Source organism: Streptomyces sp. WAC 01529 (genome assembly GCF_003945545.1).
Classification (GTDB): Bacteria; Actinomycetota; Actinomycetes; order Streptomycetales; family Streptomycetaceae; genus Streptomyces; species Streptomyces anatolicus.
The window spans coordinates 7,490,316-7,505,095 of the sequence record NZ_CP029617.1; the positions used below are offsets into that span (position 1 = coordinate 7,490,316).

The 14,780-nt window shown below is 70.9% G+C and carries 12 protein-coding genes; all 12 read left to right on the top strand.

Features of this window, described 5'->3' with window-relative positions:
* The first annotated feature begins 15 nt into the window (after positions 1-15).
* Positions 16-888, top strand: a complete 873-nt coding sequence (locus tag DMA15_RS33225; RefSeq protein WP_125518168.1) for a glycosyltransferase — start codon at positions 16-18, stop codon at positions 886-888.
* A gap of 95 nt (positions 889-983) precedes the next feature.
* Positions 984-1,922, top strand: a complete 939-nt coding sequence (locus DMA15_RS33230; protein WP_125516382.1) for an ABC transporter permease — start codon at positions 984-986, stop codon at positions 1,920-1,922.
* Positions 1,915-2,724, top strand: a complete 810-nt coding sequence (locus DMA15_RS33235; RefSeq protein WP_206302889.1) for an ABC transporter ATP-binding protein — start codon at positions 1,915-1,917, stop codon at positions 2,722-2,724. The genes DMA15_RS33230 and DMA15_RS33235 overlap by 8 nt, the downstream gene beginning before the upstream one ends.
* Positions 2,725-3,070: 346 nt before the next feature.
* On the top strand, positions 3,071-3,970 hold the full coding sequence (gene hpnC / locus DMA15_RS33240) for a squalene synthase HpnC (RefSeq protein WP_125516383.1): 900 nt from the start codon (positions 3,071-3,073) through the stop codon (positions 3,968-3,970).
* Positions 3,967-4,917: a presqualene diphosphate synthase HpnD gene (gene hpnD, locus DMA15_RS33245; RefSeq protein ID WP_164551879.1), complete on the top strand. Its 951-nt coding sequence runs from the start codon at positions 3,967-3,969 to the stop codon at positions 4,915-4,917. Before hpnC ends, hpnD begins: the two co-directional genes overlap by 4 nt.
* Positions 4,918-5,041: 124 nt before the next feature.
* A complete protein-coding gene (gene hpnE / locus DMA15_RS33250) occupies positions 5,042-6,451 on the top strand; it encodes a hydroxysqualene dehydroxylase HpnE (RefSeq protein WP_125518170.1) in 1,410 nt (469 codons plus the stop codon).
* Between the two features lie 11 nt (positions 6,452-6,462).
* Complete coding sequence (locus DMA15_RS33255) at positions 6,463-7,593, top strand: polyprenyl synthetase family protein (RefSeq protein ID WP_125518171.1); 1,131 nt, start codon at positions 6,463-6,465, stop codon at positions 7,591-7,593.
* 101 nt (positions 7,594-7,694) lie between these two features.
* Complete coding sequence (gene shc, locus DMA15_RS33260; RefSeq protein WP_125516385.1) at positions 7,695-9,698, top strand: squalene--hopene cyclase; 2,004 nt, start codon at positions 7,695-7,697, stop codon at positions 9,696-9,698.
* Entirely contained in the window at positions 9,698-10,351 is a 654-nt protein-coding gene (locus DMA15_RS33265) for a 1-hydroxy-2-methyl-2-butenyl 4-diphosphate reductase (protein ID WP_125516386.1), read from the top strand. The genes shc and DMA15_RS33265 overlap by 1 nt, the downstream gene beginning before the upstream one ends.
* 5 nt (positions 10,352-10,356) lie before the next feature.
* A complete protein-coding gene (gene hpnH, locus DMA15_RS33270; RefSeq protein ID WP_125516387.1) occupies positions 10,357-11,379 on the top strand; it encodes an adenosyl-hopene transferase HpnH in 1,023 nt (340 codons plus the stop codon).
* Between the two features lie 27 nt (positions 11,380-11,406).
* Positions 11,407-13,332 (top strand): 1-deoxy-D-xylulose-5-phosphate synthase, encoded by a 1,926-nt coding sequence (gene dxs, locus DMA15_RS33275; protein ID WP_125516388.1) that lies wholly within the window; start codon positions 11,407-11,409, stop codon positions 13,330-13,332.
* On the top strand, positions 13,329-14,714 hold the full coding sequence (locus tag DMA15_RS33280; RefSeq protein WP_125516389.1) for an aspartate aminotransferase family protein: 1,386 nt from the start codon (positions 13,329-13,331) through the stop codon (positions 14,712-14,714). Before dxs ends, DMA15_RS33280 begins: the two co-directional genes overlap by 4 nt.
* Positions 14,715-14,780: the final 66 nt, after the last annotated feature.

Consider the following 14,780-nt stretch of genomic DNA (forward strand, 5'->3'; position numbering starts at 1 on the left):
ACCCCGGCACAAGAGCTGAAGGTCGGCGCCGTCATCATCACGATGGGCAACCGGCCACAGGAGCTGCGCGCCCTCCTCGACTCGGTCGCCAAGCAGGACGGCGACCCGGTCGAGGTGGTCGTGGTCGGCAACGGCGCCCCCGTCCCCGAGGTCCCCGAAGGCGTACGCACCGTCGAACTCCCCGAGAACCTCGGCATCCCCGGCGGCCGCAACGTCGGCATCGAGGCGTTCGGGCCCGGCGGCACCGACGTCGACATCCTGCTCTTCCTCGACGACGACGGCCTGCTCGCGAACACGGACACGGCGCGGCTGTGCCGCGAGGCCTTCGCCGCCGACCCGAAGCTGGGCATCATCAGCTTCCGCATCGCCGACCCGGACACCGGCGAGACCCAGCGGCGCCACGTGCCGCGGCTGCGGGCCTCCGACCCGATGCGCTCTTCGCGCGTGACCACGTTCCTCGGCGGCGCCAACGCCGTCCGTACGAAGGTCATCGCCGAGGTCGGCCCGCTGCCCGGCGAGTTCTTCTACGCGCACGAGGAGACCGACCTCGCCTGGCGCGCGCTGAACGCCGGCTGGATGATCGACTACCGGTCCGACATGGTGCTCCTGCACCCCACGACCGCCCCCTCCCGGCACGCGGTCTACCACCGCATGGTGGCCCGCAACCGCGTCTGGCTCGCCCGGCGCAACCTCCCCGCGCTCCTCGTCCCGGTCTACCTGGGCGTCTGGATGCTCCTCACCCTCGCCCGGCGCCCTTCGCGACCGGCCCTGAAGGCGTGGTTCGGCGGCTTCAAGGAGGGCTGGACCACCCCGTGCGGCCCGCGCACTCCCATGAAGTGGCGTACGGTGTGGCGGCTGACGCGACTGGGCCGCCCTCCTGTCATCTGACAACCTCGGATCTGAGAGCATCTGGGCCATACCCCGGTCCCTGGCCCACGCCTACGCCCGACCGGCTGCGCATCTGAAGACGAAAGTTTCCACTCGTGAGTGAGACAACGCATGACGGCGGAGTCGCGGTGACAGCATCCCCGTCGACACCGCCGCCCGATGACGGGCTCTCCCGCGCCGAACTCGCCGCCAAGTACGGTCTGACCGTCAGCGGCGCACGGCCCGGACTTTTCGAGTACGTCCGCCAGCTCTGGGGACGGCGCCACTTCATCCTCGCCTTCTCCCAGGCCAAGCTCACCGCCCAGTACAGCCAGGCCAAGCTCGGCCAGCTGTGGCAGGTGGCGACGCCGCTCCTGAACGCGCTCGTCTACTTCCTGATCTTCGGCCTGATCCTGGAGGCCGACCGGGGCTTCGAGCGCGAGGTCTACATCCCGTTCCTGGTCACGGGTGTCTTCGTCTTCACCTTCACGCAGAGCTCGGTGATGGCGGGCGTCCGGGCGATCTCGGGCAACCTCGGCCTGGTGCGCGCGCTGCACTTCCCGCGCGCCTCGCTGCCGGTCTCCTTCTCGCTCCAGCAGCTCCAGCAGCTGCTCTTCTCGATGATCGTGCTGTTCCTCATCACGATCGGCTTCGGCAGCTACCCCAGGCTGTCGTGGCTGCTGATCGTCCCGGTCCTGGTGCTCCAGTTCCTCTTCAACACCGGCCTCGCGATGATCATGGCGAGGCTCGGCAGCAAGACCCCCGACCTCGCGCAGCTGATGCCCTTCGTGATGCGTACGTGGATGTACGCGTCCGGCGTGATGTTCTCCATCCCGGTCATGCTGGAGGACCACCCCGACTGGATCGCGGACATCCTCCAGTGGAACCCGGCCGCCATCTACATGGACCTGATGCGCTTCGCGCTCATCGACGGCTACGGCTCCGAGAACCTGCCGCCGCACGTCTGGGCGGTCGCGGGCGGCTGGGCCGTCCTGCTCGCCGTCGGCGGCTTCGTGTATTTCTGGAAGGCTGAGGAGCGGTACGGCCGTGGCTGATGAGAAGACCCCCGACCTCGACAAGGGCGGCGACGCCTCCAAGGCGCACATCCCCACCGTCATCGCCGACGAGCTGCACATCGTCTACCGCGTCAACGGCGCGAAGACCGGCAAGGGCAGTGCCACCTCCGCGCTGAGCCGCATCCTCAGGCGCGGCGAGGAGCGCGGTGTGCGCAAGGTGCACGCCGTGCGCGGCGTCAGCTTCACCGCCTACCGCGGCGAGGCCATCGGCCTGATCGGCTCGAACGGCTCCGGCAAGTCGACCCTACTGCGCGCCATCGCGGGCCTGCTCCCCGCCGAGAAGGGCAAGGTCTACACCGACGGCCAGCCCTCGCTGCTCGGCGTGAACGCGGCCCTGATGAACGACCTGACGGGCGAGCGCAACGTCATCCTCGGCGGGCTCGCGATGGGCATGTCCCGCGAGCAGGTCAAGGCGCGCTACCAGGAGATCGTCGACTTCTCCGGGATCAACGAGAAGGGTGACTTCATCACCCTGCCGATGCGCACGTACTCCTCCGGCATGGCGGCCCGCCTGCGGTTCTCCATCGCGGCCGCCAAGGACCACGACGTCCTGATGATCGACGAGGCCCTGGCCACCGGCGACCGCAAGTTCCAGAAGCGCTCCGAGGCCCGCATCCGCGAGCTGCGCAAGGAGGCCGGCACGGTCTTCCTCGTCAGCCACAACAACAAGTCCATCCGGGACACCTGCGACCGCGTGCTCTGGCTGGAGCGCGGCGAGCTGCGCATGGACGGGCCGACCGACGAGGTCATCAAGGAGTACGAGAAGTTCACGGGCAAGTAGCCCGATTGCGCCATCGAGGACCCACTCGTTCGAGGACAGGGCCCCGCCGGGAGGATTCCGGCGGGGCCCTGCCGTCCGTGCGGGCCCGCCGCGTCCCACCCGTTTCCCAACTTCCCGGCGCACGGGGAAGGTTGACGCCAATCGGTGTGTTGTTGTGATGTGCCGAACACCCCGACGAAGCGTGCGGGGTTGTACAACGTAAGCTGTACCGGTGCTGATTCGCGGCAAGTCGGGCGATATGGAGCGATGCCCCGGCCGGGCCACGGCCCGCCTCGGACAGGGCCGGGCGGCGTGTCCGAAATAGGATGTATTGAGTCGGCAGTGTAGAACGGGAGATGTGACGGCAATGGCTACGGATGATCTCCGGCTCCGCGATGCATCCGCCGTCCTCGACAAGGCCGCGGGCGAGAACTTCCCCGTGGCCCCCTTCTTCCTGCCCCGCGCCTGGCGCGACGACCTCATGGCCGTCTACGGCGTGGTGCGGCTCATCGACGACATCGGCGACAGCGACCTCGCCCCCGAGGCCGCACACGCCCGCTATCTCGGCCTCGACCCGGCCCACGCCGACGACCCGCCGCGGCTGCTCGACGCCGTCGAGGCCGACCTCGGCAGGCTTTTCGACGGCGGCGAACCCGGACATCCGCTGGTGCGGGCCCTGCGGCCCACCGCCGACCGCACGGCCGTGACGATCGACCCCTTCCTCGGACTGATCGCGGCCAACCGCCAGGACCAGCACGTCACGCGCTACGAGACCTTCGACGACCTCGTGGCGTACTGCGCGCTCTCGGCGAACCCCATCGGCCGCCTGGTCCTCGCCATCACCGGCACCACCACCCCCGAACGCCTTCGCCTCTCCGACGCCGTCTGCACCGCACTGCAGATCGTCGAGCACATCCAGGACGTCGCCGAGGACCTGCGGCGCGACCGCATCTACCTGCCGATCGAGGACATGTTGCGCTTCCACGTCAGCGAGGCCGACCTGGCCGCGCCCACAGCGGGCGCATCGGTGCGCGCACTGGTCGCATACGAAACAGAACGCGCCCGGTGCCTCCTGAATGAAGGCACCCCCCTCGTGGGTAGCGTCCACGGCAGGCTGAAGCTGCTGCTGGCCGGCTTCGTGGCAGGAGGGAGGGCGGCGGCCCAGGCGATCGCCGCCGCCGGATACGACGTACTTCCCGGTCCACCCAAGCCCACCAAGCCCCGCCTGCTGCGCGAGGCCGGGGCGGTTCTGCGAGGAGAGGGGTGAGCCGGGCCGTGGAGTCAGATCCGCAGGTGTCCGCGCCGGTGCTCGCCGCGTACAGCTACTGCGAGACCGTCACCGGACAGCAGGCGCGCAACTTCGCGTACGGCATCCGGCTGCTGCCGGCACCCAAGCGGCGCGCCATGTCCGCGCTCTACGCCCTCTCCCGGCGCGTGGACGACATCGGCGACGGCGCGCTCGCGCCGGAGGTCAAGGCGGACCGGCTCGACGAGACCCGGCAGCTCCTCGCCCGGATCCGCGAGGGAGCGGTGGACGAGGACGACACCGACCCGGTGGCCGTCGCCCTCGCCCACGCCGCGGGGCACTTCCCCATCCCGATGGAGGGGCTCGACGAACTCATCGACGGCGTCCTGATGGACGTACGCGGTGAGACGTACGAGACATGGGAGGACCTGAAGGCCTACTGCCGCTGTGTCGCCGGGGCCATCGGACGGCTCTCGCTCGGTGTGTTCGGTACGGAGCGGGGGGCGCTCGACGCCGAGCGCGCGCCGGAGTATGCCGACACACTCGGCCTCGCGCTCCAACTGACCAACATTCTCCGGGACGTTCGCGAGGACGCCGTGGGCGGGCGGACCTATCTGCCCGCCGAGGACCTCGCCAAATTCGGCTGCTCCGCCGGGTTCTCGGGCTCCACGCCGCCCGCCGGATCCGACTTCACGGGCCTCGTCCACTTCGAGGTGCGCCGCGCCCGCGCCCTGTTCGCCGAGGGCTACCGCCTGCTCCCCATGCTGGACCGGCGCAGCGGCGCCTGCGTCGCGGCCATGGCGGGCATCTACCGCCGCCTCCTCGACCGCATCGAACGGGAGCCGGAGGCCGTCCTGCGCGGGCGCGTCTCGCTGCCGGGCCACGAGAAGGCGTACGTCGCCGTGCGCGGACTGTCCGGCCTCGACGCGCGGACCGTGTCACGGCAGACGGTCAGGAGGCGCGCGTGAGGTGCGGCAGAGGAAGCCGGGCGGCGGCTCAGGCGGCCCCCGTGAAGCGGTGGGCAACCCTCCGCTCCATGGTCGCGTCCCAGACTGCGACAGCCGAAAGGGAGGGCGCGTGAACAGCGAGGACATGCGGCCCGACGGGCTGCCCGCGGATGCCGGAGGCCGCCCTGGTGGGGCGGCCGCCGTAGTGATCGGCGGCGGGCTCGCCGGGATCACCGCCGCGCTCTCGCTGGCCGACGCGGGACTGCGCGTGACGCTCCTGGAGGGGCGACCGCGCCTCGGCGGCCTCGCGTTCTCCTTCCGGCGCGGCGAGCTGACCGTCGACAACGGCCAGCACGTCTACCTGCGCTGCTGCACCGCCTACCGGTGGTTCCTCGACCGCGTCGAGGGCGCGCACCTGGCGCCCTTGCAGGAACGTCTCGACGTGCCCGTGCTCGACGCCGACCGCAACCGCCTCGGACGGCTGCGCCGCGCCGAGCTGCCCGTGCCGCTGCATCTGGCGTCGAGCCTCGCCACGTATCCGCACCTCTCGCTCGCCGAGCGCGCCAAGGTGGGCCGCGCGGCGCTCGCCCTCAAGGGGCTCGACCCGGCCGACCCCGTCCTCGACGGCCAGGACTTCGGCAGCTGGCTGGCCAGGCACGGCCAGTCACCGCGCGCCATCGAGGCCCTGTGGGACCTGGTGGGCGTCGCCACCCTCAACGCCGTCGCGGGGGACGCCTCGCTCGGGCTCGCCGCGATGGTGTTCAAGACCGGGCTGCTCTCCGACCCGGGCGCCGCCGACATCGGCTGGTCCCGGGTGCCACTCGGCGAGCTGCACGACACGCTGGCCCGCAAGGCGCTCGACTCCGCGGGCGTGCGCACCGAACTTCGGGCACGCGTCACTTCCCTCTCCCGTACGGGCGACGGCGGCTGGCGCGTGCAGGTGCCCGGCGAGACCATCGAGGCCGACACCGTCGTGCTCGCCGTGCCGCAGCACGAGGCGCACGACCTGCTCCCCGACGGCGCGCTCGACCACCCCGACCGGCTCCTCGACATCGACAACGCGCCGATCCTCAACGTCCACGTCGTCTACGACAGGAAGGTGCTGAAGCGGCCGTTCTTCGCCGCCCTCGGCACACCCGTCCAGTGGGTCTTCGACCGGACCGAGGCGTCCGGCCTCACCGATGGGCAGTACCTCGCGCTCTCGCAGTCCGCCGCGCGGGACGAGATCGACGCGCCCGTCGCCGCGCTGCGCGAGCGCTATCTGCCGGAGCTGGAGCGGCTGCTGCCCGCCGCGCACGGCGCGGAGGTACGGGACTTCTTCGTCACCCGCGAGCGCACGGCGACCTTCGCCCCCACCCCCGGCGTCGGCAGGCTCAGGCCCGCGGCCCGCACCAAGGCCCGCGGCCTCTACCTCGCGGGCGCGTGGACCGCCACCGGCTGGCCCGCGACCATGGAGAGCGCCGTACGCAGCGGCATCAGCGCGGCCGAGGCCGCACTCCGCGCACTCGACCGCCCCCGTGACCACCTCTTCGCATTCGAGGAGGCGACGGCGTGAAGCTCGACCTCCTGGGGTCAGGTCCCCAGAGAACCAGCACCGGAACAACCAGCACCGGAACAAGAGGAGAAACTGTGCCGACTGTGCCCTCGGCCGAAACGGCTGCCGACACGGTGGACGTGACCTCACTGCTCGAGCGCGGAAGGACGCTGGCCACCCCGGTGCTGCGGGCCGCGGTGGACCGTCTCGCGTCGCCCATGGACACCGTCGCCGCCTACCACTTCGGGTGGATCGACGCCGCGGGCAACCCGTCCGACGGCGACGGCGGCAAGGCCGTGCGCCCCGCGCTCGCCCTGCTCTCCGCCGAGGCCGCGGGCGCCGCCCCCGAGGTCGGCGTCCCCGGCGCGGTCGCCGTCGAACTCGTGCACAACTTCTCGCTCCTCCACGACGACCTCATGGACGGCGACGAGCAGCGCCGCCACCGCGACACCGTGTGGAAGGTGCACGGGCCCGCGCAGGCCATCCTCGTCGGCGACGCCCTCTTCGCGCTCGCCAACGAGATCCTCCTTGAGATCGGCACCGTCGAGGCGGGCCGCGCCACACGCCGGCTCACCACCGCCACCCGCGCGCTCATCGACGGCCAGGCACAGGACATCTCCTACGAGCACCGCGAGCGGGTCACCGTCGAGGAGTGCCTGGAGATGGAGGGCAACAAGACCGGCGCCCTGCTCGCCTGCGCCGTCTCCATCGGCGCCGTCCTCGGCGGCGCGGACGACCGCACCGCCGACATCCTGGAGAAGTACGGCTACCACCTCGGCCTCGCCTTCCAGGCCGTCGACGACCTGCTCGGCATCTGGGGCGACCCGGAGGCCACCGGCAAGCAGACGTGGAGCGATCTGCGCCAGCGCAAGAAGTCGCTGCCCGTCGTCGCCGCGCTCGCCGCGGGCGGGCCCGCCTCCGAGCGCCTCGGTGAACTCCTCGCCGCCGACGCCAAGAGCAGTGACTTCGACACCTTCTCCGAGGAGGAGTTCGCCGCGCGCGCCGCCCTGATCGAAGAGGCCGGCGGACGCGAGTGGACCGCCGAGGAGGCCCGGCGCCAGCACACCATCGCCATCGAGGCGCTGGACACCGTCGAGATGCCGGACCGGGTGCGGGCGCAGCTCGTCGCGCTCGCCGACTTCGTCGTCGTACGGAAGAGATGATCACTATCGGCCAGATATGACTCGCAGTCGCCGGCCGGCGCCCAGCGCGTCGGCCGACGGCGGACCCAGAGCAGAGGAACCGACTGCACGAAGGGGAAGCCATGACAGCGACGACCGACGGAAGCACCGGAGCGGTGACGCCCCGCGCGGCCTCGGCCAGCCAGTCCACCGACACGATCGCCGCGTCGGCGGGCGCACGGGACGCCGCCGCGCGCGCCATACAGCGCTCGACCGACTTCCTGCTCTCCCGTCAGGACGCCGAGGGCTGGTGGAAGGGCGACCTCGAGACCAATGTGACCATGGACGCCGAGGACCTCCTCCTGCGGCAGTTCCTCGGCATCAGGGACGAGCACACCACGCGCGCCGCCGCGCTCTTCATCCGCGGTGAGCAGCGCGAGGACGGCACCTGGGCCACGTTCTTCGGCGGCCCCGGCGAACTCTCCACCACCATCGAGGCGTACGTCGCGCTGCGCCTGGCCGGTGACCGGCCCGACGAGCCGCACATGGCCAAGGCCGCCGAGTGGGTCAGGGACCGGGGCGGCATCGCCGCGAGCCGCGTCTTCACCCGCATCTGGCTCGCCCTCTTCGGCTGGTGGAACTGGGACGACCTGCCCGAACTCCCCCCGGAACTCATCTACTTCCCCTCGTGGGTCCCGCTCAACATCTACGACTTCGGCTGCTGGGCCAGGCAGACGATAGTGCCGCTCACCATCGTCTCCGCCAAGCGGCCCGTGCGCCCCGCGCCCTTCGCGCTGGACGAGCTGCACACCGACGCGGGCGAGCCGAACCCGGCCAGAGCACTGGCGCCCGTGGCGAGTTGGGACGGCGTCTTCCAGCGGCTCGACAAGGCGCTGCACGTCTACCACAAGGTCGCGCCGAGACGGCTGCGCAAGGCCGCGATGAACAGCGCGGCCCGCTGGATCATCGAACGGCAGGAGAACGACGGCTGCTGGGGCGGGATCCAGCCGCCCGCGGTCTACTCGATCATCGCGCTGCACCTGCTCGGCTACGACCTTGAGCACCCGGTGCTCAAGGCCGGGCTCGCCTCGCTCGACCGGTTCGCCGTCCGGCGCGAGGACGGCGCCCGGATGATCGAGGCCTGCCAGTCGCCCGTGTGGGACACCTGCCTCGCGACGATCGCCCTCGCCGACGCCGGACTCCCCGCCGACCACCCGCAGTTGGTCAAGGCCGCCGACTGGATGCTCGGCGAGCAGGTCGTGCGGCCCGGCGACTGGTCGGTGCGCAGGCCCGGACTGACCCCGGGCGGCTGGGCGTTCGAGTTCCACAACGACAACTACCCCGACATCGACGACACCGCCGAGGTCGTCCTCGCGCTGCGCCGGGTCGCGCACCCGGACAAGGAGCGGGTGGACAACGCCATCGAGCGCGGGGTGCGCTGGACCCTCGGGATGCAGTCGAGGAACGGCGCCTGGGCCGCCTTCGACGTCGACAACACCAGCCCCTTCCCCAACCGGCTGCCGTTCTGCGACTTCGGCGAGGTCATCGACCCGCCGTCCGCCGACGTCACCGGGCACGTCGTGGAGATGCTCGCCGTCGAGGGCATGTCCCACGATCCGCGCACCCGGCGCGGCATCGCGTGGCTGCTCGCCGAACAGGAGGCGAACGGTGCCTGGTTCGGGCGCTGGGGCGTCAACTACGTATACGGAACCGGGTCGGTGGTGCCCGCGCTGATCGCGGCCGGGCTGCCCGCCGCGCACGCCTCGATCCGCCGCGCCGTGAGCTGGCTCGAGTCGGTGCAGAACGACGACGGCGGCTGGGGCGAGGACCTGCGCTCCTACCGCGACCGGGGCTGGGTCGGACACGGCACGTCGACCGCCTCGCAGACCGCCTGGGCGCTGCTCGCGCTGCTGGCGGCGGGCGAGCGCGAGGCCGCCTCCGTGGAGCGGGGCGTGACGTTCCTCGCCCGGACCCAGCGCGAGGACGGCTCCTGGGACGAGCCGTACTTCACCGGGACCGGCTTCCCCTGGGACTTCTCCATCAACTACCACCTCTACCGGCAGGTGTTCCCGCTCACCGCGCTCGGCAGGTACGTCAACGGCGAACCGTTCGCGGACGGCCCCGGTCACACGTCCAAGGGGAGCTGATGAGCGAGGCCCCGGCCCGTCGGCCGGGCCCCGCACCGCTGCTGATCGCCTGCGCGCTCGGCATCGAACGCCTCGCGCTGCGCACCGGCGACCGCGGCGGCGCCCCGGGAGCCATGACCGTGCTGCGCACCGGCATGGGGCCCGAGAATGCCGAGCGGGCCGTCGGCGGGGCGCTCGGTACGGAGCCGCTGCGGGACGCGTGCGTCCTCGCCACCGGTTTCTGCGCGGGGCTCGCCCCCGGCATGCACCCCGGTGACCTCGTCGTCGCCGAGGAGACCAGGGACGCGCACGGCAGTACCTTGTGCACGGGCACGGAGCTGCTGGTCGATGAGCTGGCGCGGGCCCTGCCCGGGCGCACCGTGCACACCGGTCCGCTCACCGGCTCCGACCACGTCGTGCGCGGCCCCGAGCGCGGCGCCCTGCTGGCCACCGGGGCGATCGCCGTGGACATGGAGTCCGCCGCCACGCTGCGCAGCGCGGTACGCGCCGGAGAGCGGCCCGTTGCCGCCGTCCGGGTGGTCGTGGACGCCCCGCAGCACGAACTCGTCCGCATCGGCACCGTGCGCGGTGGAATATCAGCGTTCCGCGTCCTTCGTGCCGTGCTTCCCGCTTTCTTCGAATGGCACCGTTCCTCTTTGCTCCCCCGGAGGTGAGCCAGATGGCCATGCCGCTGCGCCAGACCATCAAGGTCGCTACGTATCTCTTTGAACAGAAGCTCCGCAAGCGTGACAAGTTCCCCCTGATCGTCGAGTTGGAACCGCTCTTCGCGTGCAACCTCAAGTGCGAGGGATGCGGGAAGATCCAGCACCCGGCCGGTGTGCTCAAGCAGCGCATGCCGGTCGCCCAGGCCGTGGGCGCCGTCCTGGAGTCGGGTGCGCCGATGGTCTCCATCGCCGGCGGCGAGCCGCTGATGCACCCTCAGATCGATGAGATCGTGCGTCAGTTGGTGGCCAAGAAGAAGTACGTCTTCCTCTGCACCAATGCCATGCTGCTGCGCAAGAAGCTGGAGAAGTTCACGCCGTCGCCGTACTTCGCGTTCGCCGTGCACATCGACGGCATGCGGGAGCGGCACGACGAGTCCGTCGCGAAGGAAGGCGTGTTCGACGAGGCGGTGGAGGCCATCAAGGAGGCCAAGAAGCACGGCTTCCGCGTCACCACCAACTCCACGTTCTTCAACACCGACACCCCGCAGACGATCATCGAGGTGCTGAACTTCCTCAATGACGACCTGAAGGTCGACGAGATGATGCTCTCGCCCGCCTACGCCTACGAGAAGGCGCCCGACCAGGAGCACTTCCTGGGCGTCGAGCAGACCCGGGAACTCTTCAGGAAGGCCTTCTCGGGCGGCAACCGCCGCCGCTGGCGGCTGAACCACTCGCCGCTCTTCCTGGACTTCCTGGAGGGCAAGGCGGACTTCCCGTGCACCGCCTGGGCGATTCCGAACTACTCGCTCTTCGGCTGGCAGCGCCCCTGCTACCTGATGAGCGACGGCTACGTCCCGACGTACCGGGAACTCATCGAGGAGACCGACTGGGACAAGTACGGCCGCGGCAAGGACCCGCGCTGCGCCAACTGCATGGCGCACTGCGGCTACGAGCCGACCGCCGTCCTCGCCACCATGGGATCCCTCAAGGAGTCCATCCGCGCCGCCCGCGAGACGGTCGCGGGAAGCCGCGGCTGACCGACGAACCAGAGAGGGGGCCCGAGCATGACCATTCTCGACACCATTCGGGGGCCGCGCGACCTGAAGGCACTGACCGGGGCCGAGCTCGACGAACTGTCCGAGGAGATCCGGGAGTTCCTGGTGCACGCGGTCGCCAGAACCGGTGGTCACCTCGGGCCCAACCTGGGGGTGGTGGAACTCTCCGTCGCCCTGCACCGGGTCTTCGCCTCACCCGTCGACCGCATCGTGTGGGACACCGGCCACCAGAGCTACGTACACAAGCTGCTGACCGGACGTCAGGACTTCTCCAAGCTGCGCGGCAAGGGCGGCCTGTCGGGCTATCCCTCGCGGGAGGAGTCCGTGCACGACATCGTCGAGAACAGCCACGCCTCGACCGCGCTCGGCTGGGCGGACGGGCTGGCCAAGGCGCGCCAGGTGCTCGGCGAGCGGGGCCATGTGGTGGCCGTCATCGGGGACGGCGCGCTGACCGGGGGCATGGCGTGGGAGGCGCTGAACAACATCGCCGCCGCGAAGGACCGGCCGCTGATCATCGTCGTCAACGACAACGAACGGTCCTACGCCCCGACCATCGGCGGCCTCGCCAACCACCTCGCCACGCTGCGGACCACCGACGGCTACGAACGCGTGCTCGCCTGGGGCAAGGACATACTCCAGCACACCCCCGTCGTCGGAAAGCCGCTCTACGAGTCGCTGCACGGCGCCAAGAAGGGGTTCAAGGACGCCTTCGCGCCGCAGGGCATGTTCGAGGACCTGGGGCTCAAGTACGTGGGGCCGATCGACGGACACGACATCGGTGCCGTCGAGTCGGCCCTGCGCCGGGCGAAACGCTTCCACGGGCCCGTCCTGATCCACTGCCTCACCGAGAAGGGCCGGGGCTTTGAGCCCGCGCTCGCGGACGAGGCCGACCGCTTCCACACCGTCGGCGCCATGGACCCGCTCACCTGCGAGCCCCTCGCCCCCGCGGGCGGGCCCTCCTGGACCTCGGTGTTCGGGGACGAGATCGTCCGCATCGGCGCCGAGCGCGAGGACGTCGTCGCCATCACCGCCGCCATGCTGGGGCCGGTCGGCCTGAAGAAGTTCGCCGAGACCTACCCGGACCGCGTCTGGGACGTCGGCATCGCCGAGCAGCACGCGGCGGTATCGGCCGCCGGACTCGCCACCGGCGGCCTCCACCCCGTCGTGGCCGTCTACGCCACCTTCCTCAACCGCGCCTTCGACCAGCTCCTCATGGATGTCGCGCTGCACCGCTGCGGGGTGACGTTCGTGCTGGACCGCGCCGGGGTCACCGGCGTGGACGGGGCCTCGCACAACGGCATGTGGGACCTTTCGGTCCTCCAGGTCGTGCCGGGTCTGCGGATCGCCGCGCCACGTGACGCCGATCAGCTGCGCGCGCAGCTGCGGGAGGCGGTCGCGGTGGACGACGCGCCGACGCTCGTCCGCTTCCCCAAGGAGGCGGTGGGGCCCGCGATCCCCGCGGTGGACCGGGTCGGCGGCATGGACGTACTGCTCCGGGACGACGAGCCCGACGTACTGCTCGTGGCGGTCGGGGTGATGGCGCCGGTCTGTCTTCAGGCCGCCGAGCTGCTCCGGGCGCGCGGGCTGCGCTGCACCGTCGTCGACCCGCGCTGGGTCAAGCCGGTCGACGACGAGCTGCCCGGGCTCGCCGCGCGGCACCGCGTCGTGGCGGTCGTCGAGGACAACAGCCGCGCCGCCGGGGTCGGCTCCGCCGTCGCGCTCGCGCTCGGGGACGCCGAAGTGGACGTACCGGTAAGGCGGTTCGGCATTCCGGAGCAGTTCCTCGCGCACGCCAAGCGCAGCGAGGTCCTGGCCGACCTCGGGCTCACGCCGGTCGAGATCGCGGGAAGGATCGGGGCCACGCTGGCGGTGAAGGAGAGCGTGGGGGAGCAGGGTGCGGGGGCGCGGGGTCCAGGCAAGGAGTACAGCGTATGACCAAGGAGTTCGACCTCGGCAGGCTGCTCGCCGAGCGGGGCGCCGAGCGGTACGAGCTGCACGCCAGGCACCTCAATCACCAGCTGCCGCGCATGCTGCACACCATCGGCTTCGACAAGGTCTACGAGCGGGCCGAGGGCGCGTACTTCTGGGACGCCGACGGCAACGACTACCTCGACATGCTGGCGGGCTTCGGCGTGATGGGGCTCGGCCGGCACCACCCCGTCGTGCGCAAGGCGCTGCACGACGTCCTCGACGCCTCCCTCGCCGACCTCACCCGCTTCGACTGCCAGCCGCTGCCGGGCCTGCTGGCCGAGCGACTGCTGAGCCATAGCCCGCACTTGGACCGGGTCTTCTTCGGCAACAGCGGCACGGAAGCCGTCGAGACCGCGCTGAAGTTCGCCCGGTACGCGACGGGGAAGCCGCGCGTGCTGTACTGCGCGCACGCCTTCCACGGGCTGACCACCGGGTCGCTCTCCGTCAACGGCGAGAGCGGCTTCCGGGACGGCTTCGCCCCGCTGCTGCCCGACACCGCCGTGCCGCTGGGCGATCTGGACGCGCTGCGCGAGGAGTTGCGGCACGGCGACGTCGCCGCGCTGATCGTCGAGCCCGTCCAGGGCAAGGGCGTGCACGCCGCACCGCCCGGATATCTGCGCGCCGCACAGGAGTTGCTGCACCGGCACAAGGCGCTGCTGATCGCCGACGAGGTGCAGACGGGCCTCGGCAGGACCGGTGACTTCTACGCCTACCAGCACGAGGAAGGCGTCGAACCGGACCTGGTCTGCGTCGCCAAGGCGCTGTCGGGCGGCTATGTGCCGGTCGGCGCCACCCTCGGCAAGGACTGGATCTTCAAGAAGGTCTACTCGTCGATGGACCGCGTGCTCGTCCACTCGGCGAGCTTCGGCTCCAACGCGCAGGCCATGGCGGCGGGGCTCGCCGTCCTCGCCGTCATGGAGGACGAGAAGGTCGTCGAGAACGCCCGGGTGACGGGGGAGCTGCTGAAGACCCGGCTCGCCGCGCTGGTCGACCGCTATGAGCTGCTGAGTGAGGTGCGCGGCCGGGGACTCATGGTCGGCATCGAGTTCGGGCGGCCCAAGTCGCTGAAGCTGCGCGGGCGTTGGTCGATGCTCCAGGCCGCCCGCAAGGGCCTCTTCGCACAGATGGTCGTCGTGCCGCTGCTGCAGAAGCACCGCATCCTCACCCAGGTCTCCGGCGATCACCTGGAGGTCATCAAGCTGATCCCGCCTTTGACGGTGGGGGAGCGGGAGGTGGACCGTTTCGTGGAGGCGTTCATCGCGGTCATGGACGAGGCGCACAGCGGTGGCGGGCTGATGTGGGACTTCGGCAAGACGCTGGTGAAGCAGGCGGTCGGCAACCGCTGAGGCGTGCCTTCCGGGTTTTTGCCTCTCGGGCAAGAAAGTTGCCCGAGAGGCAAGGCTCTGGCTGAA